This window comes from Pseudomonas sp. SCB32, assembly GCF_009189165.1.
In the GTDB taxonomy this organism is placed as follows: Bacteria; Pseudomonadota; Gammaproteobacteria; order Pseudomonadales; family Pseudomonadaceae; genus Pseudomonas.
On the sequence record NZ_CP045118.1, the window covers coordinates 4699988 to 4726682 of the forward strand.

Annotated in this window: 22 protein-coding genes and 1 pseudogene; 14 read left to right on the forward strand and 9 right to left on the reverse strand. The window is 65.3% G+C overall.

Annotation, left to right across the window (positions count from 1 at the left end):
- Window positions 1-284 precede the first annotated feature (284 nt).
- From GA645_RS21415 to GA645_RS29200, 10 genes and pseudogenes are all read left to right on the forward strand, one after another.
- Entirely contained in the window at window positions 285-1739 is a 1455-nt protein-coding gene (locus tag GA645_RS21415; RefSeq protein WP_256675985.1) for a gamma-aminobutyraldehyde dehydrogenase, read from the forward strand.
- Window positions 1740-1868: 129 nt separating this feature from the next.
- Window positions 1869-3014, forward strand: a complete 1146-nt coding sequence (ydcS, locus tag GA645_RS21420) for a putative ABC transporter substrate-binding protein YdcS (RefSeq protein ID WP_152225204.1) — start codon at window positions 1869-1871, stop codon at window positions 3012-3014.
- Window positions 3015-3267: 253 nt separating this feature from the next.
- On the forward strand, window positions 3268-4296 hold the full coding sequence (locus GA645_RS21425; protein WP_152225206.1) for an ABC transporter ATP-binding protein: 1029 nt from the start codon (window positions 3268-3270) through the stop codon (window positions 4294-4296).
- Window position 4297: 1 nt separating this feature from the next.
- On the forward strand, window positions 4298-5248 hold the full coding sequence (locus GA645_RS21430) for an ABC transporter permease (protein WP_372239769.1): 951 nt from the start codon (window positions 4298-4300) through the stop codon (window positions 5246-5248).
- Window positions 5238-6044: an ABC transporter permease gene (locus GA645_RS21435; protein ID WP_152225209.1), complete on the forward strand. Its 807-nt coding sequence runs from the start codon at window positions 5238-5240 to the stop codon at window positions 6042-6044. The genes GA645_RS21430 and GA645_RS21435 overlap by 11 nt, the downstream gene beginning before the upstream one ends.
- A 102-nt stretch (window positions 6045-6146) precedes the next feature.
- Window positions 6147-7571 (forward strand): gamma-aminobutyraldehyde dehydrogenase, encoded by a 1425-nt coding sequence (locus GA645_RS21440; RefSeq protein ID WP_152225211.1) that lies wholly within the window; start codon window positions 6147-6149, stop codon window positions 7569-7571.
- Between the two features lie 278 nt (window positions 7572-7849).
- Window positions 7850-9712, forward strand: a complete 1863-nt coding sequence (locus tag GA645_RS21445) for an FAD/NAD(P)-binding protein (protein WP_152225213.1) — start codon at window positions 7850-7852, stop codon at window positions 9710-9712.
- An 86-nt stretch (window positions 9713-9798) separates the two neighbouring features.
- On the forward strand, window positions 9799-10275 hold the full coding sequence (locus GA645_RS21450) for an ester cyclase (RefSeq protein WP_152225216.1): 477 nt from the start codon (window positions 9799-9801) through the stop codon (window positions 10273-10275).
- A 183-nt stretch (window positions 10276-10458) separates the two neighbouring features.
- Window positions 10459-10752, forward strand: a pseudogene (locus GA645_RS29340) (methyl-accepting chemotaxis protein); the annotation flags it as partial.
- 87 nt (window positions 10753-10839) lie between these two features.
- On the forward strand, window positions 10840-11616 hold the full coding sequence (locus GA645_RS29200; RefSeq protein WP_372239814.1) for a cache domain-containing protein: 777 nt from the start codon (window positions 10840-10842) through the stop codon (window positions 11614-11616).
- Between the two features lie 110 nt (window positions 11617-11726).
- Here GA645_RS29200 and GA645_RS21460 read toward each other — a convergent pair whose 3' ends face one another.
- Complete coding sequence (locus tag GA645_RS21460) at window positions 11727-12056, reverse strand: hypothetical protein (protein ID WP_152225220.1); 330 nt, start codon at window positions 12054-12056, stop codon at window positions 11727-11729.
- A gap of 785 nt (window positions 12057-12841) precedes the next feature.
- On the opposite strand from GA645_RS21460, the gene GA645_RS21465 reads away from it, so the two are divergent.
- Genes GA645_RS21465 through GA645_RS21475 form a run of 3 tightly spaced genes read left to right on the forward strand, consistent with a single transcriptional unit; the run spans window position 12842 to window position 15074 of the window.
- The gene (locus GA645_RS21465) at window positions 12842-13804 is read left to right on the forward strand and encodes a hypothetical protein (RefSeq protein WP_152225222.1); all 963 of its coding nucleotides are present in this window, start codon (window positions 12842-12844) and stop codon (window positions 13802-13804) included.
- Between the two features lie 38 nt (window positions 13805-13842).
- Complete coding sequence (locus tag GA645_RS21470; RefSeq protein WP_152225224.1) at window positions 13843-14244, forward strand: TssQ family T6SS-associated lipoprotein; 402 nt, start codon at window positions 13843-13845, stop codon at window positions 14242-14244.
- 26 nt (window positions 14245-14270) lie between these two features.
- Complete coding sequence (locus GA645_RS21475; RefSeq protein WP_152225226.1) at window positions 14271-15074, forward strand: hypothetical protein; 804 nt, start codon at window positions 14271-14273, stop codon at window positions 15072-15074.
- 148 nt (window positions 15075-15222) lie between these two features.
- Here the strand turns inward: GA645_RS21475 and GA645_RS21480 are convergent, their stop codons facing one another.
- The 4 genes from GA645_RS21480 to GA645_RS21495 form a co-directional block, all read right to left on the reverse strand.
- Window positions 15223-16329 carry an NADH:flavin oxidoreductase/NADH oxidase gene (locus tag GA645_RS21480; RefSeq protein WP_152225228.1) on the reverse strand — a complete coding sequence of 369 codons (1107 nt, stop codon included), beginning with the start codon at window positions 16327-16329 and terminating at the stop codon, window positions 15223-15225.
- Window positions 16330-16465: 136 nt separating this feature from the next.
- Complete coding sequence (recJ, locus tag GA645_RS21485) at window positions 16466-18181, reverse strand: single-stranded-DNA-specific exonuclease RecJ (RefSeq protein ID WP_152225230.1); 1716 nt, start codon at window positions 18179-18181, stop codon at window positions 16466-16468.
- 68 nt (window positions 18182-18249) lie between these two features.
- Window positions 18250-18789: a YaeQ family protein gene (locus GA645_RS21490; RefSeq protein WP_152225232.1), complete on the reverse strand. Its 540-nt coding sequence runs from the start codon at window positions 18787-18789 to the stop codon at window positions 18250-18252.
- Window positions 18790-18852: 63 nt separating this feature from the next.
- Window positions 18853-20031, reverse strand: a complete 1179-nt coding sequence (locus GA645_RS21495) for a GGDEF domain-containing protein (protein ID WP_152225234.1) — start codon at window positions 20029-20031, stop codon at window positions 18853-18855.
- A 259-nt stretch (window positions 20032-20290) separates the two neighbouring features.
- Between GA645_RS21495 and GA645_RS21500 the strand changes: the two genes are divergently transcribed.
- Window positions 20291-21490 (forward strand): CaiB/BaiF CoA-transferase family protein, encoded by a 1200-nt coding sequence (locus tag GA645_RS21500; protein ID WP_152225247.1) that lies wholly within the window; start codon window positions 20291-20293, stop codon window positions 21488-21490.
- 945 nt (window positions 21491-22435) lie between these two features.
- On the opposite strand, the gene GA645_RS21505 is transcribed toward GA645_RS21500, so the two are convergent.
- From GA645_RS21505 to GA645_RS21520, 4 genes are all read right to left on the reverse strand, one after another.
- Window positions 22436-22717: a DUF3509 domain-containing protein gene (locus GA645_RS21505; RefSeq protein WP_152225249.1), complete on the reverse strand. Its 282-nt coding sequence runs from the start codon at window positions 22715-22717 to the stop codon at window positions 22436-22438.
- Window positions 22718-22876: 159 nt separating this feature from the next.
- The gene (gene thrC, locus GA645_RS21510) at window positions 22877-24286 is read right to left on the reverse strand and encodes a threonine synthase (protein ID WP_152225251.1); all 1410 of its coding nucleotides are present in this window, start codon (window positions 24284-24286) and stop codon (window positions 22877-22879) included.
- A gap of 51 nt (window positions 24287-24337) precedes the next feature.
- Complete coding sequence (locus GA645_RS21515; protein WP_152225254.1) at window positions 24338-25642, reverse strand: homoserine dehydrogenase; 1305 nt, start codon at window positions 25640-25642, stop codon at window positions 24338-24340.
- Window positions 25643-25816: 174 nt separating this feature from the next.
- Window positions 25817-26545, reverse strand: a complete 729-nt coding sequence (locus tag GA645_RS21520) for a disulfide isomerase DsbC N-terminal domain-containing protein (RefSeq protein WP_152225256.1) — start codon at window positions 26543-26545, stop codon at window positions 25817-25819.
- Between the last annotated feature and the right edge of the window lie 150 nt (window positions 26546-26695).

Sequence of the window (26695 nt, forward strand, 5' to 3'; positions counted from 1 at the left end):
GAGCCAACGTAGGGCGCATAACCGCTTGCGGTTATCCGCCGAAAGGGATCACGGAGGCACCAACGGCGGATAACGCTTGTGGCGTTATCCACCCTACGACTCTGGCACGAAGGAACCAGTCATTCGATTTAATCGAATGCCACTTTCAGTAATTAGAATTTGTCGACCCCACGCCCGGACTCTAGTCTCTGCCTCCATACAAAGGACCAGTTTCGGGTATCGCCCCCACCCGGAGCACGCACATGGTCCCCGAAAACAAGACAGATAAAAGACGAGCTTCGAAGATGACCGGCGCAACCCTGCACACCGCCTTGCTGATCGACGGCCAACTGGTCGCCGGCGAAGGCATTGCCGAGCCGATCATCAACCCGACCACGGGCGAGACCCTCATCAGCATCGCCGACGGCTCCCTGGACCAGGTCGAGCAGGCCATCGCTGCCGCGCACCACGCCTTCCCCGCCTGGGCCCGCACCACGCCCGCCCAGCGCGCCACCGCCCTGCTCGCCATCGCCGACGCCATCGACAAGCGTGCGAACGACCTCGCCCAGCTGGAATCGCTGAACTGCGGCAAGCCGCTGCACCTCGCCCGCCAGGACGACATCCCGGCCACCGCCGACGTGTTCCGCTTCTTCGCCGGCGCCGTGCGCTGCCAGCAAGGCCAGCTCGCCGGCGAATACGTACCCGGCCACACCAGCATGGTGCGCCGCGACCCGGTGGGCGTGGTCGCCTCGATTGCGCCGTGGAACTACCCGCTGATGATGGCCGCCTGGAAGATCGCCCCAGCCCTGGCCGCCGGCAACACACTGGTGTTCAAGCCGTCCGAACACACCCCGCTGAGCATCCTGGCGCTGGCCCCGGCACTGGCGGAAATCCTCCCCGCCGGTGTGATCAACATCGTCTGCGGCGGCGGCGAAGGCGTCGGCAGCCACCTGGTCAGCCACCCGAAGGTGCGCATGGTGTCCCTCACCGGCGACATCGTCACCGGGCAGAAGATTCTCCAGGCCGCCGCGCGCACCCTCAAACGCACCCACCTGGAACTGGGCGGCAAGGCGCCGGTGATCGTCTGCAACGACGCCGACCTCGACGCCGTGGTCCAGGGCGTCCGTACCCACGGTTACTACAACGCAGGGCAGGACTGCACCGCCGCCTGCCGCATCTATGCGCAGGCCGGTATCCATGACCGCCTCGTCGCCGAACTGGGCGACGCCGTGTCGAGCATCCGCTTCGCCCGCAAGCGCGACGCCGACAACGAGATCAGCCCGCTGATCAGTGCCCGCCAGCGCGACCGCGTGGCCAGCTTCGTCGAACGCGCCCTCGGCCAGCCGCACATCGAGCGCGTCACCGGCGCCGCCGTGCATTCGGGCCCCGGTTTCTACTACCAGCCGACCCTGCTGGCCGGTTGCAAGCAGCAGGACGAGATCGTCCAGCGCGAAGTGTTCGGCCCGGTGGTCACCGTGACCCGCTTCGACCAGCTGGAGCAGGCGGTGGACTGGGCCAACGACTCCGAATACGGCCTGGCCTCCTCGGTGTGGACGCAGAACCTGGACAAGGCCTTCCAGATCGCCAACCGCCTGCAGTACGGCTGCACCTGGATCAACACGCATTTCATGCTCGCCAGCGAGATGCCCCACGGCGGGCTCAAGCGCTCGGGCTACGGCAAGGACCTGTCCAGCGACTCGCTGCAGGACTACAGCGTGGTGCGCCACATCATGGCGCGCCACGGCCAGCAACTGGATTGAACCATCCGGCGGGCCACCCGCCGGCACACAAGAAAGTCCCCGACGGTTCGGCACGCCCGCCCGTACAGAGGGACGTTGCTCGATTGAACTGCCCCACCAATAGAGACAACAACGAGAGGGAGACACCCGATGCGCAAGACCGCACTGCTCAGTGCCATCACCACCGCCCTGCTGGCCAGCGCCGGCGTCCAGGCCGCCGAGGCCCTGAAGGAAGTCGGCAAAGGCGAAGGCCGCCTGGACATCATCGCCTGGCCCGGCTACATCGAACGCGGCCAGTCCGACAAGAACTACGACTGGGTGACCCAGTTCGAGAAGGACACCGGCTGCCAGGTCAACGTGAAGACTGCCGCCACCTCCGACGAGATGGTCAGCCTGATGGCCAAGGGCGGCTACGACCTGGTCACCGCCTCGGGCGACGCCTCCCTGCGCCTGATCTACGGCAAGCGCGTGCAGCCGATCGATCCGTCGCTGATCCCCAACTGGAAGAACATCGACCCGCGCCTGAAGGACGCCGCCTGGTACGTGGTCAACGGCAAGACCTACGGCGCACCGTACCAGTGGGGCCCGAACCTGCTGATGTACAACACCAAGGTCTTCCCCACCGCGCCGGACAGCTGGAAGGTCGTCTTCAACGCCGAGAACCTGCCCGACGGCAAGCCGAACAAGGGCCGCGTGCAGGCCTACGACGGCCCGATCTATGTCGCCGACGCCGCGCTGTACCTGAAGGCCACCCAGCCGGAACTGGGCATCACCGATCCGTACCAGCTCGACGAGAAGCAGTACGCCGCCGTGGTCGAGCTGCTGCGCAAGCAGCATGAGCTGATCCACCGCTACTGGCACGACACCACCGTGCAGATGAGCGACTTCAAGAACGAAGGTGTCGCCGCTTCCAGCGCCTGGCCGTACCAGGCCAACGCCCTGAAGGGCGAAGGTCAGCCGATCGCCACCGTGTTCCCGAAAGAAGGCGTCACCGGCTGGGCCGACACCACCATGCTGCACGCCGAGGCCCAGCACCCGAGCTGCGCCTACAAGTGGCTGAACTGGTCGCTGGAACCCAAGGTCCAGGGTGACGTCGCCGCCTGGTTCGGCTCCGTGCCGGCCGTGCCCGAAGGCTGCAAGGCCAGCACCCTGCTGGGTGCCGAAGGCTGCGCCACCAACGGCTACAACCAGTTCGACAAGATCGCGTTCTGGAAGACCCCGGTGGCCGAGGGCGGCAAGTTCGTCCCGTACAGCCGCTGGACCCAGGACTACATCGGGATCATGGGCGGCCGTTAAGCCGCTGTTTATTGGGTCCCCGCGTTCGCGGGGATGACGGGTCCGCGCTTCGCCGCCGGTACTGAGCAGGCCCCACCACGACTCCGCCAGGACATCGACGCCTGGCGGACGTGGCAGGGCCCCACAAACCCAGGTCATCCCCGCGAACGCGGGCACCCAGCAAACCCATCTCGAATAACACCGTATCACCCGTATCTCAGATTCACGGGCAGGGCTTCCCTACGCCGGATTCCTGCCCCTTGGAGCGTGCACCATGACCACTCCCGCTGTTCAATTCACCCAGGTCTCCCGCCAGTTCGGCGAGGTGAAAGCCGTTGACCGGGTGTCCATCGACATCAAGGACGGCGAGTTCTTCTCCATGCTCGGCCCGTCGGGTTCGGGCAAGACCACCTGCCTGCGCCTGATCGCCGGCTTCGAGCAACCCACCGCAGGCTCCATCCGCATCCATGGCGAGGAGGCCGCGGGCCTGCCACCCTACCAGCGTGACGTCAACACGGTGTTCCAGGACTACGCGCTGTTCCCGCACATGAGCGTGCTGGAGAACGTCGCCTACGGCCTGAAGGTGAAAGGCATCGCCAAGGCCGAGCGCCTGAAGCGCGCCGAAGAAGCCCTGGCCATGGTCGCCCTGGGCGGCTACGGCGTGCGCAAGCCAGTGCAGCTTTCCGGCGGCCAGCGCCAGCGCGTCGCGTTAGCGCGAGCCCTGGTCAACCGCCCGCGCGTACTGCTGCTGGACGAACCCCTCGGCGCGCTCGACCTCAAGCTGCGCGAGCAGATGCAGAGCGAGCTGAAGAAGCTGCAGCGCCAGCTGGGCATCACCTTCATCTTCGTCACCCACGACCAGAGCGAAGCGCTGTCCATGTCCGACCGCGTGGCGGTGTTCAACAAGGGCCGCATCGAGCAGGTGGATACCCCGCGCAACCTCTACATGAAGCCGGCTACCCCGTTCGTGGCCGAGTTCGTCGGCACCTCCAACGTGCTGCGCGGCGACATCGCCCAGGGCCTGACCGGCAACACCCAGCCGTTCTCCATCCGCCCGGAGCACATCCGCTTCGCCAACGGCGAACGCGCCGCCTCGGACATCGAGATCAGCGGCCTGCTGCACGACATACAGTACCAGGGTGCGGCGACCCGCTACGAAATCCGTCTCGACAACGGCCAGAACCTCTGCCTCAGCCAGGCCAACAGCCAGTGGGCCGACATCGACCTCGCCCACCAGCCGGGCCAGCGCGTGACCGCCCGCTGGGCGCGCGAGGCGATGGTGGTGCTGAACGAGGGCGCGTGAGATGGAACTGACGATGAATGCAGCGCTGCCGGCGGCCAGCAATGGCCCGCTGCGGCGCCTGTCCAACCTGCTCTACCGCAAGCCGACGCTGTACCTCTCGCTGCTGCTGGTACCGCCGCTGCTGTGGTTCGGCGCGATCTACCTGGGCTCGCTACTGACGCTGCTGTGGCAGGGTTTCTACACCTTCGACGACTTCACCATGACGGTGACGCCGGACCTGACCTGGGCCAACTTCGGCTCGCTGTTCAGTGGCTCCAACTTCGACATCATCCAGCGCACGGTGCTGATGGCCGTGGCGGTGTCCATCGCCAGTGGCGCGGTGGCCTTCCCCATCGCCTACTACATGGCGCGCTACACCACCGGCAAGACCAAGGCGTTCTTCTACATCGCCGTAATGATGCCGATGTGGGCCAGCTACATCGTCAAGGCCTACGCCTGGACCCTGCTGCTGGCCAAGGGCGGCGTCGCCATGTGGTTCGTCCAGCATCTGGGCCTGGAGCCCGTGCTGAACCTGCTGCTGGGCATTCCGGGCGTCGGTGGCAACACCCTGTCCACCTCCAGCTTCGGGCGCTTCCTGGTGTTCGTGTACATCTGGCTGCCGTTCATGATCCTGCCGATCCAGGCCTCCCTGGAACGCCTGCCGCCGTCGCTGCTGCAAGCCTCGGCCGACCTCGGCGCGCACCCGCGGCAGACCTTCCTGCAGGTGATCCTGCCGTTGTCGATCCCCGGCATCGCCGCCGGCTCGATCTTCACCTTCAGCCTGACCCTGGGCGACTTCATCGTGCCGCAACTGGTGGGCCCGCCCGGCTACTTCATCGGCAGCATGGTCTACGCCCAGCAGGGCGCGATCGGCAACATGCCGATGGCCGCCGCCTTCACTCTCGTGCCGATCGTGCTGATCGCCGTGTACCTGTCCATCGTCAAACGTCTGGGGGCTTTCGATGCACTCTGAGAAAGCGTCTTTCGGCCTCAAGGCCGCCGCCTGGGGCGGGCTGGTGTTCCTGCACTTCCCGATCCTGATCATCTTCATGTACGCCTTCAACACCGAGGACGCGGCCTTCAGCTTCCCGCCCAAGGGCTTCACCCTGCACTGGTTCAGCGTCGCCTTCGCGCGCCAGGACGTGCTCGAAGCCATCGAGCTGTCGGTGAAGATCGCCAGCGTCGCCACGCTGATCGCCATGTGCCTGGGCACCCTGGCCGCGGCCGCGCTGTACCGCCGCGACTTCTTCGGCAAGGAAGGCATCTCGCTGATGCTGATCCTGCCGATCGCCCTGCCCGGCATCATCACCGGCATCGCACTGCTGTCGGCGTTCAAGACCCTGGGCATCGAGCCGGGCTTCCTGACCATCGTCATCGGCCACGCCACCTTCTGCGTGGTGATCGTCTACAACAACGTCATCGCGCGCTTCCGCCGCACCTCCCACAGCCTCATCGAAGCCTCGATGGACCTGGGCGCCGACGGCTGGCAGACCTTCCGCTACGTGATCCTGCCCAACCTCGGCTCGGCGCTGCTGGCCGGCGGCATGCTGGCGTTCGCGCTGTCCTTCGACGAGATCATCGTCACCACCTTCACCGCCGGCCATGAACGCACCCTGCCGATCTGGCTGCTGAACCAGCTGGGCCGCCCGCGCGACGTGCCGGTGACCAACGTGGTGGCGATGCTGGTGATGATCGTGACCATGCTGCCGATCCTCGGCGCCTACTACCTGACCAAGGGTGGCGAAGGCGTGGCGGGCAGCGGCAAGTAAGGCAACAGAACCCCTCAGGCCCGCCGGCCCAAACCGGCAGGCCCCCAAGAAGAAACACCCGAATCGAATTTGCACCACGCTCCTGAACTAGAGGACTCAACCATGCAAACCAAACTGCTGATCAACGGCCAACTGGTCGCTGGCGAAGGCGAGAAGCTCGCCGTCCTGAACCCATCCCAAGGCACCACCCTGGTGGAAATCGCCGAGGCCACCCCGGCCCAGGTCGACGCCGCCGTGCTGGCCGCCGACGCCGCCTTCGACAGCTGGTCGCAGACCGCGCCGAAAGACCGCGCCCTGCTCCTGCTGCAACTGGCCGACGCTATCGACGCCAACGCCGAGGAACTGGCCCGCCTGGAATCCAATAACTGCGGCAAGCCCTTCTCCGCCGCGCTGAATGACGAACTGCCGGCCGTGGCCGACGTGTTCCGCTTCTTCGCCGGCGCCTGCCGCGTGATGCAAGGCTCCGCCGCTGGCGAATACCTGCCGGGGCATACCTCGATGATCCGTCGCGACCCGGTGGGCGTGGTCGCCTCCATCGCGCCGTGGAACTACCCGTTGATGATGGTCGCGTGGAAACTCGGCCCGGCCCTGGCCGCCGGCAACACCGTGGTGCTCAAGCCCTCCGAGCAGACCCCGCTGACCGCCCTGCGCCTGGCCGAACTGATGGCCGGCATCTTCCCCGCCGGCGTGGTCAACCTGGTCTTCGGCCGTGGCCCGAGCGTCGGCGAGCCGCTGACCACCCACCCGAAAGTACGCATGGTGTCCCTGACCGGCTCGGTCGCCACCGGCAGCCGCATCATCGCCGGCACCGCCGACACCGTGAAGCGCATGCACATGGAACTGGGCGGCAAGGCCCCGGTGCTGATCTTCGACGACGCCGACATCGACGCCGCCGTGGAAGGCATCCGCACCTTCGGCTTCTACAACGCCGGCCAGGACTGCACCGCCGCCTGCCGCATCTACGCGCAGAAAGGTATCTACGCCAAGTTCGTCCAGAAGCTCGGCGAAGCCGTCGGCAGTATCCAGTACGGCGAGCAGGACGACCCGAATACCGAGCTGGGCCCGGTCATCACCGAGCAGCATCTGGAGCGCGTCATCGGCTTCGTCGAGCGTGCCCGCCAGGTGCCGCACATCGAAGTGGTCACCGGCGGCAAGCGTGCCGACCGTCCGGGCTTCTTCTTCGAGCCGACCGTGCTCGCTGGCGCCCGCCAGGACGACGAAGTGGTCCGCCGCGAAATCTTCGGCCCGGTGGTTTCGGTCACCGAGTTCGACGACGAAGCACAGGCGCTGGCCTGGGCGAATGACTCCGACTACGGCCTGGCCTCCTCGGTCTGGACCAGCGACATCGGCCGCGCCCATCGCCTGTCCGCCCGCCTGCAGTACGGCTGCACCTGGGTCAACACCCACTTCATGCTGACCACCGAAATGCCCCACGGCGGCATGAAGCTGTCGGGCTACGGCAAGGATATGTCCATGTACGGTCTCGAGGACTACACAGCGATCCGCCACGTAATGATCAAGCACTAAAACGACCGGCTGCGCGTCGGCAGTACAGCGTTGGATACGGGGACGGGCCCAGTCATTTACTACTCGTAAACTCCTGGGCCCGTCCCCGTATCCGCCTCGTCCTGCTCTAGCTCGCGCGGTCGTTGGCTCCTCGCAACACCGTAAAGATCAAAAGCTTCAGATCGGCGCCCCGCTCGACCGGGACCGCCGCGCGGCCACGCATGCCGCCCCCCCTTCCGGAGCGAAGGGCAAAACCATGACAGCCCCTGCCCCGGGCCATCACCTTGCAAGGATTTCCCATGAGCATCACCCGCCGCGACTTCCTCAACGGCGTTGCCCTCACCATCGGCGCGGGCCTGACCCCGCTGCAGCTTCTCCAGGCCGCACCCTCCGGCCGCTACTACCCGCCCGCCCTCACCGGCCTGCGCGGCAGCCATCCCGGCGCGTTCGAGGTCGCGCACCAGATGGGCTGGGAGAAGAAGGTGTTCGACACCGATGGCCTGAAGATCGAGGAGCAGTACGACCTGGTGGTGGTCGGCGGCGGCATCAGTGGCCTCTCCGCGGCCTGGTTCTACCGGCAGAAGCACCCCAAGGCGCGCGTGCTGATCATCGAGAACCACGACGACTTCGGCGGCCACGCCAAGCGCAACGAATTCCAGGCCGGCGGCCGGGTGATCCTCGGCTACGGCGGCAGCGAAGCCTTCCAGTCGCCCAAACACCTGTACAGCGACACGGTCAACAGCTTGCTCAAGCAGCTCAACGTCGACGTGGACCGTTTCGAAACCGCCTTCGACCGTGATTTCTATCCGAACCTGGGCCTGTCGCGCGGCGTGTTCTTCGACAAGGCCGGCTTCGGCGAAGCGAAGCTCGTGACCGGCGACCCGACGCCCATGGTGGCCGACGACATCGCCCCGGAAAAACTCAACGCCCGCAGCTGGCGCGCGTTCATCTCCGACTTCCCGCTGCCCGAGGCCGACCGCCAGGCGCTGATCGACCTGCACGAAGCGCCCAGGGACTACCTCGCCGGAAAGACCCGTGAGGAGAAGGAAGCGCACCTCGCCAAGACCAGCTACCAGGACTTCCTGCGCAAGGACGTGGGCCTGAGCGAAGCCGCCACCCGCTACTTCCTGAGCCGCACCAACGACTTCTCCGCGCTGAGCATCGACGCCGTCCCGGCTGACTCCGCCTACTCCGTGGGCTTCCCCGGCTTCGCCGCGCTGGACCTCTCGCCCATCAGCGAGGAAGCCAAGGCCGAGATGGAAGAGCCGTACATCTACCACTTCCCCGACGGCAATGCCTCCCTGGCGCGCCTGCTGGTGCGCGGCCTGATTCCGGGCGTGGCGCCGGGCAAGGACATGAACGACGTCGTCCTCGCGACCTTCGACTACTCCAAACTGGACCAGCCGAAGAACGCCGTGCGCCTGCGCCTGAACAGCACCGCGGTGAGCGTGAAGAACCGCGACGGCGGCGTGGACGTCGGCTACAGCCGCGCCGGCGCCCTGCATCGCGTGCGTGCCAAGCACTGCGTGCTGGCCTGTTACAACATGATCATCCCCTACATCCTGCGCGACCTCTCCGCCGAGCAGAGCCACGCCCTGGCGCAGAACGTGAAGTTTCCGCTGGTGTACACCAAGGTGGTGATCCGCAACTGGCAGAGCTTCATGAAGCTGGGCGTGCACGAGATCTACGCGCCGAGCCAGCCGTACAGCCGCGTGAAGCTGGACTACCCGGTGGACATCGGCGGCTACAGCCACCCGCGCGATCCGAACCAGCCCATCGGCCTGCACATGGTCTACGTGCCCACCAGCCCCAACGCCGGCATGGACGCGCGCACCCAGGCCCGCGTCGGCCGCGGGAAGCTCTACGCCATGAGCTTCGAGCAGATGGAAGGCATGATCCGCGACCAGTTGCAGGCCATGCTCGGCCCGGCCGGCTTCGATCATCAGAAGGATATCCAGGCGATCACCATCAACCGTTGGTCGCACGGCTATTCGTACTTCTCCAACAGCCTCTTCGATGATGAGCAGGAGAGCGAAAAACTGATGAACCTGGCTCGTACCAAGGTCGGCAACGTCACCATCGCCAACTCCGATGCCGCCTGGGACGCCTACGCCCACGCGGCCATCGACCAGGCCTGGCGCGCGGTGGGCGAACTGGCCTGATGTATCCGGCGCCACGCTGTGCGTGGCGCCGTACTCAACGGCCGTCCGGCCGACAACCCGCGGGTACGCCCGCAACGGAGGCAAGCATGCGTCACCTCGTCAGAGCGTTTTACCTGCTGTCGCTGTTCACCTTTGCTGGTCTTGTCCAGGCCGCAGAGTCGCCAAAACAGATCGTCGATGCCTACATGGCCGCGTGGAACGCCCACGATGCCGAGAAGGCCGCCAGCTACCTGGCCAAGGACGCGGAGTACTTCGACGTCACCGTCGGCACCCCGCAGAAGGGTCGCGAAGCCGCGCGCGACAATGTGATCAAGGTGTTCGTAGGTGCCGTTCCGGACCTGAAGTGGAAGATGAATGGCAAGCCGATCGTCGACAAGGATGGCATTGCCTTCCAGTGGACCTTCAGCGGCACCAACACCGGCGCCTGGGATGCCCAGACCCCGGCGACCAACAAGCCGCTGTCGTTCGACGGTGTGAGCTACGTGAAGGTGAAGAACGGCAAGATCGTTTACCAGGGCGACTATTACGATGCCCTCGGCCTGCACAAGCAGCTCGGCTGGTAAGCGGCTCTCGTAGGATGGGTAGAGCGCAGCGAAACCCATGCGATTCGCGCCAAGCACGATGGGTATCGCTTCGCTCCACGCCATCCTACAACCCGCATGACCGCGCCCCAGGGCGCGGCTGACCCAAGAAGAATCGAGGCCCTCGTCTTGATCTGCCCTCACCCGACACAGCAGTCCCACGTCATGCCAACCACACTCGAAAAACGGCCCGCCAAGGCCGGAGACAGCTCCAGCACCCGCTCCACCATTGACCAGGTCAAGCAACTGATCGCCGACCTCAACGTGCGCTGGACAGAGATCAGCAAGGTCTCGGAAGTCATCAAGCAGATCGCCAAGAACACCAACCTGGTGGCCCTCAACGCCGCCATCGAAGCCGCCCGCGCCGGGGAAAGCGGGCGCGGCTTCGCGGTGGTCGCCGACGAGGTGCGCCGCCTGGCCACCCAGTCGGCCAACGCCACCGCCGACATCGGCAACGTCGTCGCCTCGATCAAGAGCGAAAGCGCCCGCGCCCTGGCCGACGTCGAGCAGGCCGAGCACTCCAGTCTGCTGGACACCGCCCGCGTGGTGCTCGCCAGCGAGACCCAGCGCCTGGAAGCACGCTTCGCCGTGATGGCCACCGCGCTCTACGGCCTGAAGAACTTCATCCTCGGCATGAAGGCCCGCAACCTCGGCCCACAGCGTGAGCAGATCGATGCGGTGATGCACGAATACCTGACCCGCAACCCGGAGTTGCTGGCCTTCGCCTGCGGTTGCGAGCCCAACGCCTTCGACGGTCGCGACGCCGAGTTCGCCAGCGCCTCGGGGCACGACGCCAGCGGCCGCCTCATGGCCTACTGGCACCGCGGCAGCGGCGTGGCCCAGCGCGAATGCCTGGTGGGCTACGACAAAGCCGACGGCAGCGGCGACTGGTACCAGATTCCCCGCGACAAGGGCCGCGACGTATTCATGGAACCCTACGAATACAGCGTTGGCGGCAGCACCGTGCTGATGACTTCGTTCATGTCACCGATGTTCGCCAACGGCCGCTTCCTCGGCATCCTCGGCGCCGACTACACCCTGCACCAGTTGCAGGAGAGCCTCGGCAAGCTCACGCCCATGGGCAACGGACAGTACGCGCTGATCTCCAACGCCGGCGTCTACGTCACCCACCCCGACGCCCGCCGCCTGGGCGACAAGGCCAGCGAACTGCCGCAGGAGGCGCGCAATGCCATCGCCCTGGGCAAGAGCTGGGAACAGGTGAAGGGCCGCCGGGTTGAGCTGCTGCAACCGATCCGCGTCGGCGACAGCGATGCGCCCTGGGCATTGATGATGAGCTTCGAGCTGGCGCAGGCCGGGGAGTGATTTCGTCTCTCTGACCGGGCGCCCTTCCAGACGTACGCGACCGCATGACTGTAGGAGCGCGCCATGCGCGCGATCGCGGGCATGGCCCGCTCCTACAGGGGGTGCACGAACTAACCCCGGTCGGGCAATTCGGTGATATGGATTTCCGTCACCAGCGTCGGCTTCACCAGCGGCGTGCGTGACAGCAGCGGACAAAAGCGCGCCAGGGCGCCGATCAGCTCCCACTGGGTATCCAGCGATTTCGACAGCACGTCCACATCCGCCAGCACCCGCTGCCCCACGCGCTGCAGGTGCGGGTCCGGACTATGGCCGAGTTCCACCGACAGCTGGGTGATAAGCGCGCTGAGATTGCTCATGTTGCGAGTCGCGAGCGCAAGGATATTCGCCAGCAGGGCGATTTCGGATTGCGGGATCGCGGAGGGCGTTGCAGAGGCGTCCATGCGTGCTCCGGTGGGAAATGCGCAGTCCTTGCGCGAGCAGGGGCAAGCCTAGCATCAGAATGGAATTTTGCGACAGCTGTCACATTTCAATTTTTGTCCTGACACACGCTCACATCGGATTGACCAATCCCGACCTGGTGGCCATGCGGCAGTGCCACGGGTCATTCCACCCTACCCCGCCCGCGCAGGGTGAACAGTGTCTGGTAGACCGGGAACATCTGATTGGCCATCGGCTGAGAGCGTCCAGTCCACAACTCAAAAATCACGCCAAGATCGTCGATAAGAGCGTAAACACAGCCACTAAGCGCCCATCCCAGTCGCTGAACTCCCGGCACAAAGCGCGACCCACCGCTCAATTCGCCCTTTCAGCGGCAGGAAGGCCTACAAGCGTTGGAGCGTAAGAAATCGAACACCTACGATTCACCACTGAATTGTCAGAACTTTGAATTCTTTCTTTTCGTGATGAACAGCGGCTTGTCCATATCCTTCACGCGCGAGAACAAGGAAGTTCCCTGTTTCAACGTCTCGAAGATACAGCCCCAATGGAATCGACCGCGAACACCACTCGAAACACCAACGCTCGGACACCTCTGAATAGTTCAGCCCCGGTAGCGGTCCCTCACCAGCCCCATGCCTCCCCGTATAGTCCGTACCGCACGGCGGACAATGAATACAGGTCCACCGCTTTCACCCAGCGCGATGCCGATACCAGGGACCAACGTCATTCCGAGCGATATTCCCTGATCATGGCTCCCGGCATGCACAGCTCCGTTGGAGAGGCCCGCGTGCCCAACCAGCCCACGCAGTCGGCCCATGAGGTAGAACCTGACGCCTGGGAGGTCGGCGGTACCGCCTACGACGTGACGCCGCTCCCCGAGGTTCGTTCGCCAGTATCTGCTCAGGAATCACTCCAGGCCGAGAGGACGCTGGACGACGCGCTGCTGCCCGGTATCTCCGGCTTGCCGGCGCCCGCGTCACGCCTTCTTGAACCGACACCCAGGCCGGCATTGAACTGGGCGCTGATCGGTGGCATCGCCCTGGGCACGCTGCTCACTGCAGTGGTTATAACGCAATGGCGACCATGGGCAATCGATAGCACTGTCAGTGGCCCGCTCGATCACGATGCAGGCACCAGCACCTCGCTGACAGATGCCGAAAGCCACCACGAGGCCACTGTTGCCGCAACGCTGGAGCCCTCGGACAGCGGACATCTTTTCATCCCACCGTCCGAGCCCGTGCCGGAAGATTCACCCCCGGTGCATCCCGAACCCGAGTGGTCCGCCAGCCCGCCCTCGCCCGCCTCGGAAGCGGATGGCCAGATACAACCGGCCCAGCCGAGTCCCCTGGCTCAGGTGCCATCGGCGTCCTTGGCGCCCGTCCCCCCGGATACGTCCGCACCGGGACAATCAGAATCCGCGCCACCTGCCAGTGGGGAGCAGAAAGCACGCCCTGCGCCTTTGCCAGCCATGACCATCACGGCGGCCAAGCCCGCACGTGTCACCAGGCCGCAACATCCTGACAGCGCGCATCCGCAGGCCAAGGTCGGCACGCTGATCGTCGCGATCAAGCCCTGGGGGGAGGTGTGGATCGACGGCCAGAAGCACGGCATCAGCCCGCCGCTACTCAAGCTGCAACTGCGCCCCGGAACCTACCTGATAGAGCTTCGCAACCCGGGCCTGCCCAGCGTCAGCCAGAGGCTGCAGATCTCCGCCGGCCAGGCAACGACGCTGCAGCACAGCTTCCAGTGAACCGCCGGCAAGACCACTTTCAGTAAACGGACAGCAGCATGAAAACTAACCGCCTTTGGCCGACGTCGCTCCTGATCGCCTGCATGGCGGCGACGTCAGGTTGCAAAAACCGGATCGAAGCGCCACCCGCACCCGCGCCAAACGAGACACAAGTGCGCGCCGAGAACACCTTCAATGAAGGGATGCGCCTGTACGAGGGTGGCCATTACTACCTCGCCGAAGCGCAATTCCTCTCCCCGGACATCTGGGCCGTCGATACCGAGGTGCAACTGAAAGCGCTCAAGTACCTGGCGTTCAGCTATTGCGTTACCGAGCGACCGATCCAATGCCGGTTCGCCTTCGAGCGGGCTCTGCAGATCGATCCTTCGTTCCACCTTGAAAGTGCCGAATCGGGTCATCCCTTATGGGGCCCTGTATTCACCCTGGCGGCGAGCTACTGAACATATTTCCTGAATGCGAGACACCCATGCGGCTCACCACCCGGCTACTCCCCTACCTCCTGCCACTGCTGGGCCTTATGCAACCGGCCCATGCCGATGTCGATGAAAGCCTCGCCGTCGCGCTTGAGAGCATCTGGAGCGGCGAGCAGCTTTCCACCTCAGTACTGAGTGCACACTTCGGCAACCAGGTTTCGAAGACTGGAACGGCCTATCGCGCCGACGTGAAGAACTCGCCGATCTATCTGGACGGCGGCGAAGAGGCGGCTTCGCTGATGATCGGCAAGAAGCGCTTCAATGCCATCGCAACCCCCTGGGGCAATTTCCCCCGGCTGGATATGCCCAACGCTCGCCTACTGGCAATGAACCTGCCGAAGAAGCGCTATCTGGTCCTCGCCGGCCCCGGAGACGGCCTTTTCACGGCCGGAGACTGGCAGCGCTACAGTTTTCTCCACGTGATCGATATCAGCTCACCTTCGGCCCCCGCCTATTACCCGTTGTACTCCGATGCTCATCTGGGTGAGCACATCCTCGGGCAACTGGCCGGCTCGCCGGTGCTCAACTATGCACGCCTGGTTCCCTCCAGTCGTAGCAGGACGGGTGACACCGAGGCCTATGAAGTATCCCTCTATGCCCTCGATCGCAAGGGCCCGGAACGCGTGGTGAGAAACGGAGTTCCGCTGTCCTACTTGCTGAAACGCAAGGATGACGCCTGGATTATCGAGCACCTCGACAGAACCCCCGTCACCAGTGCACGGGACGAGGAAGCTCGTCCCTTCACCGCACCGCTTCGCCCCGCCCTGTTCACGGCCAGGGACAGTCGCAACGAATGAGTGGCGGCAAGCCTTTCTGATACGGCGGCATCGCCACGGGTTCGAGAAGAGTTGTGTGCGGGCGGCTGCCGGACCATTCGCGAAGAATGGCCCCGCATCACTGATCCACCGGGTCACGCGGTACCGGGCCGCGTGACCCGGCCAGGCATCAGACCTGCCCGAAGGCCTTGCGCTTGGGTGTTCCACGCTGGGCTGCGCGCAGGTATTGCGCCGGCCACGGGACCTGCTGGCCGCCCAACTCATCGGCGGCGTGCAGTGGCCAGTAAGGATCGCGCAGCAGCTCGCGGGCCAGCAGGATCAGGTCGGCCTGACCGGTGCGCAGGATGTGCTCGGCCTGAACCGGCTCGGTGATCATGCCGACGGTGCCGCTGGCTACCCCGGCTTCCTTGCGCACGCGCTCGGAGAACTGCGTCTGGTAGCCCGGCCCCACCGGGATCTCGGCGTTCGCCGCAGTGCCGCCGGAAGACACGTCGATCAGGTCCACGCCCAGGTCTTTCAAGCGTCGCGCCAGCACAACAGTCTCGTCGGGGTTCCAGCCGTCCTCCACCCAGTCGGTGGCGGACAGACGGACGAATAGCGGCAGCTCCTGCGGCCATACCGCGCGCACGGCTTCGGTGACCTCCAGGAGGAAGCGGATACGATTCTCGAAGCAGGTGCCGTACTGGTCGCGGCGCTGGTTGGACAGCGGCGAAAGGAACTGATGCAGCAGGTAGCCGTGGGCCGCGTGCACTTCGACGATCTTGAAACCGGCGGCCAGGGCGCGCTCGGCGCCGCGCACGAACTGCTGCTTGATGGTCGCCATCTGCTCTTCGCTCAGGGCGATGGGTGCGGTGTGCTGCGGGTCGAAGGCGATGGCCGAGGGTGCCACCGGGGTCCATCCTCCCTCGCTGAGCGGCACCGAACCGTGCTTGCCCAGCCAGGGCGCCCAGGTACTGGCCTTGCGTCCGGCGTGGGCCAGCTGCACGCCGGCCACTGCCCCCTGGGATTCCAGGAAGCGGGTGATGCGCCGCAGCGGCTCGATCTGTTCATCGCTCCAGATACCCAGGTCTTCGGCACTGATCCGCCCTTCCGGGGCGACAGCAGTGGCTTCGACTATCACCAGCCCGGCGCCTCCGACGGCGCGGCTACCCAGGTGGACCAAGTGCCAATCGTTGGCCAGTCCGTCCTGGGCGGAGTATTGGCACATGGGGGAAACGGCGATGCGGTTGGGCAGGGTCAGCTGGCGCAGGGTCAAGGGCTCGAACAACTGGCTCATGGCGAAACTCCCTCTGGTCGTGTACCTCACACTGTAGACCGGGATCGCCGGGCAGCGTGCGACAGTCGTCGCCCGATGCCGTATTTCAGCCATTCGCCAGCGCCGCGCCCCTGGGCGGCGCCATAACGGCAAAGCCTCAGCGCGGCGCGATATGCATCACCATCAGCTGCACGGTCTCATTACCGCGGAATTCGTTGACGTCCAGCTTGTAGGCCACTTCCGCCCAGCGCACGGTGGGGTTCGGCCAGATTTCGCGGTCGATGTTGAAGGCGATGGCGTCCAGTTGCAGCGAGCCGCATTCAGTCTTGAGCACCAGCTTCAGGTGACGCTCGCCGACCACGCGCTGCTGGACGATCTGGAAGATGCCGTGGAACAGCGGCTCGGGGAAATGCTGGCCCCAGGGACCGGCCTGGCGCAGGGCGCGGGCCAGTTCCAGGTGGAATTCCTCGGCGCCCAGTTGGCCGTCGGAGAGCAGGCGGCCGGTGAGGTCTTCTTCATCCAGCTGGCGGCGCACCTCGGCATCGAAAGCGGCGGCAAAGGCACCGAAGTTCTCCTGCGGCAGCGACAGGCCGGCGGCCATGGCGTGGCCACCGAACTTGCTGATCAGCCCCGAATGACGGGCGGCCACGGCGTCCAGCGCGTCGCGGATGTGGAAGCCCGGCACCGAGCGCGCCGAGCCCTTGAGCGTGCCGTCGCCGGCATCGGCGAAGGCGATGGTCGGACGGTGGTAACGCTCCTTCAGGCGCGAGGCGAGGATGCCGATCACGCCCTGGTGCCATTCCGGGTCGAACAGGCACAGGCCGAAGGGCATCTCCTCCACCGGCAGTTCCTTGAGCTGGGCCAGCGCCTCGCGCTGCATGCCCTGCTCGATGGCCTTGCGGTCCTGGTTGAGCGCGTCGAGCTGCACTGCCATTTCACGGGCCAGGCCTTCGTCCTCGCAGAGCAGCATTTCGATGCCCAGGGACATGTCGTCCAGGCGGCCGGCGGCGTTCAGGCGCGGACCGAGGATGAATCCCAGGTCCGTGGAGGTGATTCGCCGGCAATCGCGCCCAGCCACTTCCAGCAGCGCGCGCAAACCGGGACGGGCACGGCCGGCGCGGATGCGCGCCAGGCCCTGGTGCACCAGGATGCGGTTGTTGGCGTCCAGCGGCACCACGTCGGCGACGCTGCCCAGGGACACCAGGTCGAGCAGTTCGGCCAGGTTCGGCTCGGCGATGCCGCGGGCGGCGAACCAACCGCGTTCGCGCAGGCGGGCACGCAGGGCGAGCATCACATAGAAGATCACGCCGACACCGGCCATGGCCTTGCTGGGGAAGTCGCAACCGGGCTGGTTCGGGTTGACGATGGCGTCGGCGGCGGGCAGCTCAGACCCTGGCAGGTGGTGGTCGGTGACCAGCACGCGCAGCCCGGCGGCCTTGGCGGCGGCGACGCCATCGATGCTGGAGATGCCGTTGTCCACGGTCACCAGCAGGTCCGGGCGCTTTTCCAGCGCTACGGCGACGATTTCCGGGGTCAGGCCGTAGCCGTACTCGAAGCGGTTCGGAACCAGGTAATCGACCCAGGCCGCGCCGAGCATGCGCAGTGCCAGCACGCCGACGCTACTGGCGGTGGCGCCATCGGCGTCGAAGTCGCCGACGTAAAGAATCCGCTGGCCCTTCTCCAGCGCATCGACCAGCAGTTCCACCGCCGCGTCCACGCCCTTGAGCTGCTGATACGGGATCAGCCGCGCCAGCCCCTTGTCCAGCTCGGCGGCGCTCTGTACGCCACGGGCGGCGTAGAGGCGGGTCAGCAGCGGCGGCAGGTCGCCCAGGTTGGGCAGGGTTTCCGGGAGGGGGCGGGATTCGATGCGCATGGGTGTTCCGATTCTTTCGTCTCAGGCGCCGATCCCGACGCCCTGGTTACAGCGGATACCGCAGGCGATTAACGCTCGCCCATCAACCATTCAACCTGCAGCTCGTGCTGGCCGCGTTCGTCAGTCACGAAGATGGTTCCTTCGCTGATCATCACGGTCCAGTTGATCGAACGCGGCAGGTCGCGGGAGATTTCCTCCAGCGGCTCCTGGGGCATGGCAACGACGTTCAGGTTCTTCAGGTGGCGCACGGTGTCGAGCACCTTGGTGGTCCACACGCGCAGGTTACCGTAGGCCACCAGGGTCAGCTTCTCGCAGCGGCGGGAGCACCAGGTCAGGCGCTCGGCGTCAGGCTGGCCGACTTCGATCCAGTGCAGTACGCGGTCATCCAGGCTCTTTTCCCAGAGCGACGGTTCTTCCACGTCCGACAGGCCGCGACCGAAGGCCAGCTGCTCGTTGTACCAGATGACGTAGGCAAGCAGACGCACTGCCAGGCGCTCTTCGGTTTCCGAGGGATGGCGAGCGACGGTGAAGCGCAGGGTCTCGTAGACCCCACGGTCGAGGTCGGTCAGGCTGATATCGGCTTTGTAGGGCGTGGCGGACAGGGCCATGGGGGTTCCCGGCGAATTTTCGAAGACGGCAAGTCTACCGCGAAAGCGCCGGCCGAGGGTCCATCACTCGCGGGGACGACGATCGGTTCCCGGCTCCGGCGCGGCCAGCTCGATGCGGTTGCGACCCTTGGCCTTGGCGGCGTAGAGCGCCTGGTCGGCCAGCGCCAGCAGTCGCTCCAGATCATGGCCGGCTTCGCGGGTGGTGGCGATGCCAATGCTCACGCTGAGCTGTCCTTCGCCCATGAACGGCAGTTCGGCGAATTCGCGACGCACCCGCTCGGCCACCTGGCAGGCGCCCTCGGTATCGGCGGACACCAGCAGGCAGGCGAACTCTTCTCCACCGATGCGGGCGAACAGGTCCTGCTTGCGCATGCGCGACGCGGTGATACGGCTGAACTCCACCAGTACCCGGTCCCCGGCGGGATGGCCGAAGGAGTCGTTGAGGCGCTTGAAGTTGTCCAGGTCGCAGAGCAGCAGCGAGGCCAGCTCGCCGCGTTCAGCGCACAGGCGCAGCACCCGCTCGCCGGAATCCATGAAGGCCCGGCGATTGCCCACCCCGGTCAGCGGGTCGCTCAGGGCCGCGCTGCGGAACTGCAGCTCGGCACGCTCCTTGACCATCGCGAGGGTCGCGAAGGCGATGCCGATGGCGTAAAGCATGGTCTCGAAGACCAGCAGGGTAAAGAAGGTACTGCCCTGGCCATTGTTGCTCACGCTCTCGAATGGCATGCCGTGATCGACCACCAGGCGCACCGCGTAAAAGCCGCCGTGGAACAGCATCAGCAGCAGGGTCGGACGCAGCTCCACCTCCAGCTTGCGGCGGCTGCGCAGCAACTCGCTGATCGAGGCCAGGCAATAGGCGATGGTGATCGAGGTACTGACCAGCACCCGTGCCGCCAGCGACTCGTAGAACGCCGGCCAGAGACACAGCAGGGCCCAGAGGGCCGCGCCGGCGCCAATCAGCGGCCAATGCGGTCGACGTCCGGTGAACACCCGCATGGACGTCCAGTTCATCGCCGCGCAGAGCTGCAGGATGACGTTGCCCAGCAGGATCGGCACCAGATCGATGCCCATTCCCCGCAAGGTGCCGAGGAAGGTGCCGAGGGCACCCAGCAGGAGCATCGCGCTCATGTAGCCGAGCGTTGGCTCACGACGGCCGCTGTGCCAGGCAAACGCCATCAGCACCCCGACCAGGGTGAGCACATAGAGATCGACCACGACCAGCGTCGGCAGGCTCAGGACCATGCCACCCCCTTGCCATCCGCCTGCACGCATCCCTGAGGGAGCGCCGGAGGGCCGGGGAAGTGGAATGACGGAAGCGCGCGCATCGGGGGTTACCCTGCCCAGAGTCGGACGAGCTGACAGAAGAGTCCTCGGATAGGGTTACTCTACGCGTGCCCATCGCCGGCGCAAAGCACCGATGGTAGACGGCCGGCCCGGCGGCCTGTTCGAACGCCCGCGCGGGCGGTAAAGTCCGCCGACCACCTGCCGAACGGACCGACCGATGAACACCACCACCAAACCCCTCGCCGGCCTCAAAGTGATCGAGCTGGGCACGCTGATCGCCGGTCCCTTCGCCTCGCGCCTGTGCGCGGAATTCGGCGCCGAGGTGATCAAGGTCGAGTCGCCCGACGGCGGCGACCCGCTGCGCAAGTGGCGCAAGCTCTACGAAGGCACCTCGCTGTGGTGGTTCGTGCAGGCGCGCAACAAGCGCTCGCTGACCCTGAACCTCAAGCACGAGGCCGGGCGCGAGGTGCTGAAGAAGCTGCTGGCCGAAGCCGACATCCTGATCGAGAACTTCCGCCCCGGCGTGCTGGAAAAGCTCGGCCTGGGTTGGGACGTGATCCACGCGCTGAATCCGAAACTGGTGATGGTGCGCCTGTCCGGCTTCGGCCAGAGCGGCCCCTACAAGGACCAGCCGGGCTTCGGCGCCGTGGGCGAATCCATGGGCGGGCTGCGCTACATCACCGGCTTCGAGGACCGTCCGCCAGTGCGTACCGGCATCTCCATCGGAGACTCCATCGCCGCCCTGTGGGGTGTGATCGGCGCGCTCATGGCGCTGCGCCACCGCGAGGTCAATGGCGGCCAGGGCCAGGTGGTGGACGTGGCGCTGTATGAAGCGGTGTTCGCCATGATGGAATCGATGGTGCCGGAGTTCGACGTGTTCGGCTTCATCCGCGAGCGCAGCGGCAACATCATGCCCGGCATCACCCCCTCCTCCGTGCACACCACCGCCGACGGCAAGCACGTGCAGATCGCCGCCAACGGCGACGCGATCTTCCGCCGCTTCATGCTCGCCATCGGTCGCACCGACCTGGCGGAGGACCCACAGCTGGCGGACAACGCCGGGCGCGACCAGCGGCGTGACGAGCTGTACGGCGTGATCGACCGCTGGGCGCGCTCAGAGTCGCTGGATACCGTACTGAAGGTGTTGGGCGAGGCCGAGGTGCCGGCCAGCCGTATCTACTCCGCCGAGGATATGTTCGCCGACCCACAGTTCCTCGCCCGCGAGATGTTCCTCTCGGCCAAGCTGCCGGACGGCAAGCCGTTCCGAATGCCGGGTATCGTGCCCAAGCTGTCCGAGACCCCCGGCTCGGCGGACTGGATCGGCCCGGGGCTGGGCGAACACACCGACGAGGTGCTCGGTGGACTGGGTTATGACGCGGCGGCCATTGCGGCACTTCGTCAGCAGGGGGCGGTGTAACGCGTACGACGTTACGGCCATTCTTTCGCAGCTTCGTAGCCGCCCTTGGGGAAACCGGCTTTCGTAGGAGCGGACTTTGTCCGCGATGCTTTTGGGTTCAGTGTGTGCGCCGCTTCGGCGTGCGCTGAGAGATTTTGTTTCGCCCCCTCGGGCGACCTACTTTGCCAAACGACGCAAAGTAGGCAAAAGTCTCGTCCCGACATCCGGCCCCGGCTTCGCCGGGGTTCCCTCCTTCCGGTATCGCTCCGAGGGTCGGCCTCCTGACGGGACTCTGCGCGCGCCTGCAACTCTGGCTGCTTCATGCTGAATTGCTCTTCGTAGGATGGCGTAGAGCGAAGCGAAACCCATCAAGGCGGATAACGCTGCGCGTTATTCGCCCTACGGGTGTTCATCCTGCAGCGTGGGTGCAGTGGTGAGACTTCGCGGACAAGGCCCGCTCCTACGGAAGCAGAGCCAGCTCGGAGCGAGGCGCTCTTCTTTTGCCCTTGAAGATTTCCAGAGACATTTCCGCGCGCACCTGAGCGCCCCTTCAGGAGGCCGAGTGGAATCGGAGTTTCAGGGGTTGAGCGACATGGATGTCGCGAGAGCGTCGTTGGGCCATGGATGGCCCGTCGACGCGTGCCCCTGAAACTTCGATGGAACGAGGGAATTTTTCGCCTAAGCGAAAAACCGGATGCAGGGGCAAGCCTTCTTGGTTACTTCTTTTGGGGCGGCCTTCCGACGTTTGGAAGAAGTGACTCGCCCGAGGGGGCGAAACAAAAAGTCCCCGCGCACACCGAAGCGGCGCAGAAACACCCAAACCAGAAACGAAAAGCATCGCGGACAAAGTCCACTCCTACGAAAGCCACGCCCCGTAGCTGCAGACCTTGGAGTCTCTTGGTCGGGGCTAGTAACGCAAACGCCGCCCATGGGGGCGGCGTTTCGTATAGCGCAGACCAGGAAAAATCACGTCCCGTAACTGAGCACCTGCGCACGCTGCCTCAGGGCGACGATGACATCGTCTTCCATCCGCCCTTCCTGGATCAGCAGGTCACGGCGAACCGACTGGATCGCCTCTTCGCACTGGTGCTCGTCGGCCAGCTGCTGGCCGTCGAGTACCCGGCGCAGCACGACCTCGCCTTCGTCGTTGGTCAGGGTCAGGATACGGCCGCCATCGGGGCGTGCCGCCCCCAGGGTGGGGGTGTAGGGAGCGAAGGTCTCGGTCAGCAGGGCGCTCAGCCGGTCCATGTCATATCTCCTTGTTGCGAAATGAAAAAACTTGAAGAGAAGACCTCACCGTTGGCGATTAAGTTCGTCCTGCTTAGTACCGTTGGTCCATAAAACGGCAACAGTCGCCCATGAAAAAGCCCGTCATGAAGGCGGGCTTTTTCATCGATCAGTCACTGATCAGAGCGGCTTGCCACGGTTGCCGTGGGCGCTGACGAAGGCCTGGACCTTGGCCAGTTCGTTCGCCAGAACGGTGCAACGCTCTTTGCGCTGGAACAGGTCGGCCAGGTGCGCCGGCAGTGCCGGAACAGCCTCGATGCCAGCCTTCTCCACCGCTTCCGGGAACTTGACCGGATGCGCGGTACCCAGGGTCACCATGGGCACGGCCAGGCTGCGGCGGCATTCACGAGCGGCGCGCACGCCGATGGCGGTGTGCGGGTCCAGCAGTTCGCCACACTCGGCGTAGACCTGGGCGATGGTCTCGCAGGTCTCTTCGTCGTTCACCGCCAGGGAGTCGAACAGGCGACGGGCTTCGGTCCAGCGGTCATCCTCGACGGCCAGCTTGCCGGTGGCCTTGAAGTTGTCCATCAGCTCGGCGACGGTCTTGCCGTTGCGGCCGTGCAGGTCGAACAGCAGGCGTTCGAAGTTGGACGAGACCATGATGTCCATGGACGGCGACAGCGACGCGTGCAGGGTGTCCTTGTCGTAGCGGTTGCCGGACATGAAGCGGTGCAGGATGTCGTTGCGGTTGGTCGCGACGATCAGCTGGCTGACCGGCAGGCCCATGTTGCGCGCCAGGTACCCGGCGAAGATGTCGCCGAAGTTGCCGGTGGGCACCGAGAAGGCCACGGAGCGGGCCGGTGCGCCGAGCTGCAGGGCGGCGTGGAAGTAGTAGACGATCTGGGCCATGATCCGCGCCCAGTTGATCGAGTTCACCGCCACCAGACGGGTGCCTTTCAGGAAGCCCTGGTCGGCGAAGCTGGCCTTGACCATTTCCTGGCAGTCGTCGAAGTTGCCTTCGATGGCGATGTTGTGGATGTTCTCGCCGAGGATGGTGGTCATCTGACGGCGCTGCACCTCGGACACACGGTTGTGCGGGTGCATGATGAAGATGTCGACGTTCTCGCAGGCCTTGCAGCCTTCGATGGCGGCCGAGCCGGTGTCGCCGGAGGTGGCGCCCATGATTACCACGCGCTCGCCGCGCTTGGTCAGCACGTGGTCGAGCAGGCGGCCGAGCAGCTGCAGGGCGAAGTCCTTGAAGGCCAGGGTCGGGCCGTGGAACAGCTCCAGCACCCACTCGTTGCCGTTGAGCTGGCGCAGCGGCGCCACGGCGTTGTGGGCGAAGACACCGTAGGTCTCTTCGAGGATCTTCTTGAAGTCGGCGTCGGAGATGCTGCCGGCAACGAACGGGCGCATCACGCGGAAGGCCAGCTCGTGGTACGGCAGGCCGGCCCAGGAGGCGATCTCTTCGACGGTGAAGCGCGGCAGGTTTTCCGGAACGTAGAGGCCGCCGTCGCTGGCCAGGCCAGCCAGCAGCACGTCTTCGAAGTTCAGCGCGGGCGCCTGGCCGCGGGTACTGATGTAACGCATGGTGTGAAACCTTCGGGTTGGCGGCGGCGCTCAAGCGCCGCCGCGATCGATTCAGTTCAGTTGTTCGACGCGGATGCGTACGACATTGCCGACGACGTCATCCAGCGCTTCCAGCGCGGCGATGGCTTCGATGATGCGGGACTCGAGCACGCGGTGGGTAACCAGGATCATCGGCACCAGACCATCATGCTCTTCGACTTCCATCTGCATGATCGATTCGATGTTGATGCCGCGCTCGGAGAGGATGGTCGCCACCTGGGCCAGTACGCCCGGATGGTCCTTGGCCTGGATGCGCAGGTAGTAGGCGCTTTCGCAGGCGTCGATCGGCAGGATCGGGTGATCGGAGAGCGAGTCCGGCTGGAAGGCCAGGTGCGGCACGCGGTTCTCCGGGTCGGCGGTCATGGCGCGAACCACGTCCACCAGGTCGGCGACCACCGAGGAAGCGGTGGGCTCCATGCCGGCGCCCGCGCCGTAGAACAGCGTGGAACCGGCGGCATCGCCGTTGACCATGACTGCGTTCATCACGCCGTTCACGTTGGCGATCAGGCGGTCGGCCGGGATCAGGGTCGGGTGCACGCGCAGCTCGATACCGCTGTCGGTACGGCGGGCGACGCCCAGGTGCTTGATGCGGTAGCCCAGGGCTTCGGCGTAGTTCACGTCAGCGGTGGTCAACTGGGTGATGCCTTCGGTGTAGGCCTTGTCGAACTGCAGCGGGATGCCGAAGGCGATGGACGCCAGGATGGTCAGCTTGTGCGCGGCGTCGATGCCTTCGACGTCGAAGGTCGGATCGGCTTCGGCATAACCCAACGCCTGGGCTTCCTTCAGCACGTCAGCGAAGGCGCGGCCTTTCTCGCGCATCTCGGTGAGGATGAAGTTGCCGGTGCCGTTGATGATGCCGGCCAGCCAGTTGATGCGGTTGGCGGCCAGGCCCTCGCGGATCGCCTTGATCACCGGGATGCCGCCGGCCACCGCGGCTTCGAAGGCGACGATGACGCCCTTCTCGCGGGCCTTGGCGAAGATCTCGTTGCCGTGCACGGCGATCAGCGCCTTGTTGGCGGTGACCACGTGCTTGCCGTTTTCGATGGCCTTGAGCACCAGCTCGTGGGCCAGGGTGTAGCCACCGATCAGCTCGATGACCACGTCGATTTCCGGGTTGTTCGCCACGTCGAAGATGTCGGCAGTAATGGGGGTACTGCCGGTTTCACACTTCGGATTGGGGCGACGGGCGGCAATCTGCGCAACCTCGATACCACGCCCGGCACGGCGGGCAATCTCCTCGGCGTTGCGTTTGAGTACATTGAAGGTACCGCCACCGACGGTCCCCAACCCACAGATTCCCACTTTCACCGGATTCACGCTGAAACTCCCCATGATTACAGCAGCAAAGTGCCTGACGCAGCGTACCCGCAACGAAGCGGGCACGGTGGCCAGGCACCAGGATCGAACCGGACCTGCGCCCGGTTCATTGTCGAAAGGAACCGCACATTACGAAGCGGCTCTTTATTAGTCAATCAAAGCGCAGCCCGCGGCTTACTTGGCTTCCAGGGCCAGCTTGGCGATCTGGCCGGCCGGCTGGTAGCCCGGCAGCATGGTGCCGTCGGCCAGGATGATCGCCGGGGTGCCCTGCACACCGACCATCTGGCCCAGGGCGAACTGCGCATCCACCGGGTTTTCGCACTTGGCGGCCTTCACTTCCTTCTCGTGGAACATGTCGCTCATGGCCGCCTGGCGGTCCTTGGAGCACCACACGGCCTGCAGCTGGGCATCGCCCGGCGAGTTCGGACCCTGGCGCGGGAAGGCCAGGTAGCGCACTTCGATGCCGCGCTTCTGCAGTTCCGGCACTTCGGCGTGCAGCTTCTGGCAGTACGGGCAGGTGGTGTCGGTGAAGACGGTGATGTGCGCCTTGGTCTCGCCCTTGGCCGGGAACACCACCATGTCCTGGGCGGCGATAGCGTTGATGGTCTTGGCCACGCCGGCGCTCTCGGCCTTCTCGGTCAGGTTGGTCGGCTTGCCGTCCTTCACCTGGTAGATGTTGCCCTGCACGACAAACTGGCCGTCGGCGCTGGCGTAGAGCACACGGCCGCCCTTGAGCTGCACCTGGTAGATGCCCTCCAGGGGCCCCTTGGAGATGTTCTCGATGGGCAGGTCAGGCTGCAGGGACTGCAGGGTGGCACGGATGGCCTGGTCCGGCTCGGCGGCCAGGACGAAGGTGCTGGCGAGGCCAAGGGCCGCGGCAGCCAGAAGTCGGGACAAACGCATGGAAAACTCCTGATGTCAGTCGGCGAAGACTATCACACCGTACCGATGAGGCCGAGCCAAAGGCTGTAGCAGGAAGCTTCGGCGTAGCGGTACTTCATACGACTGAATCGCAAAGATCGAACAAGGTGTAGACATCCCTGTCGGTACAGC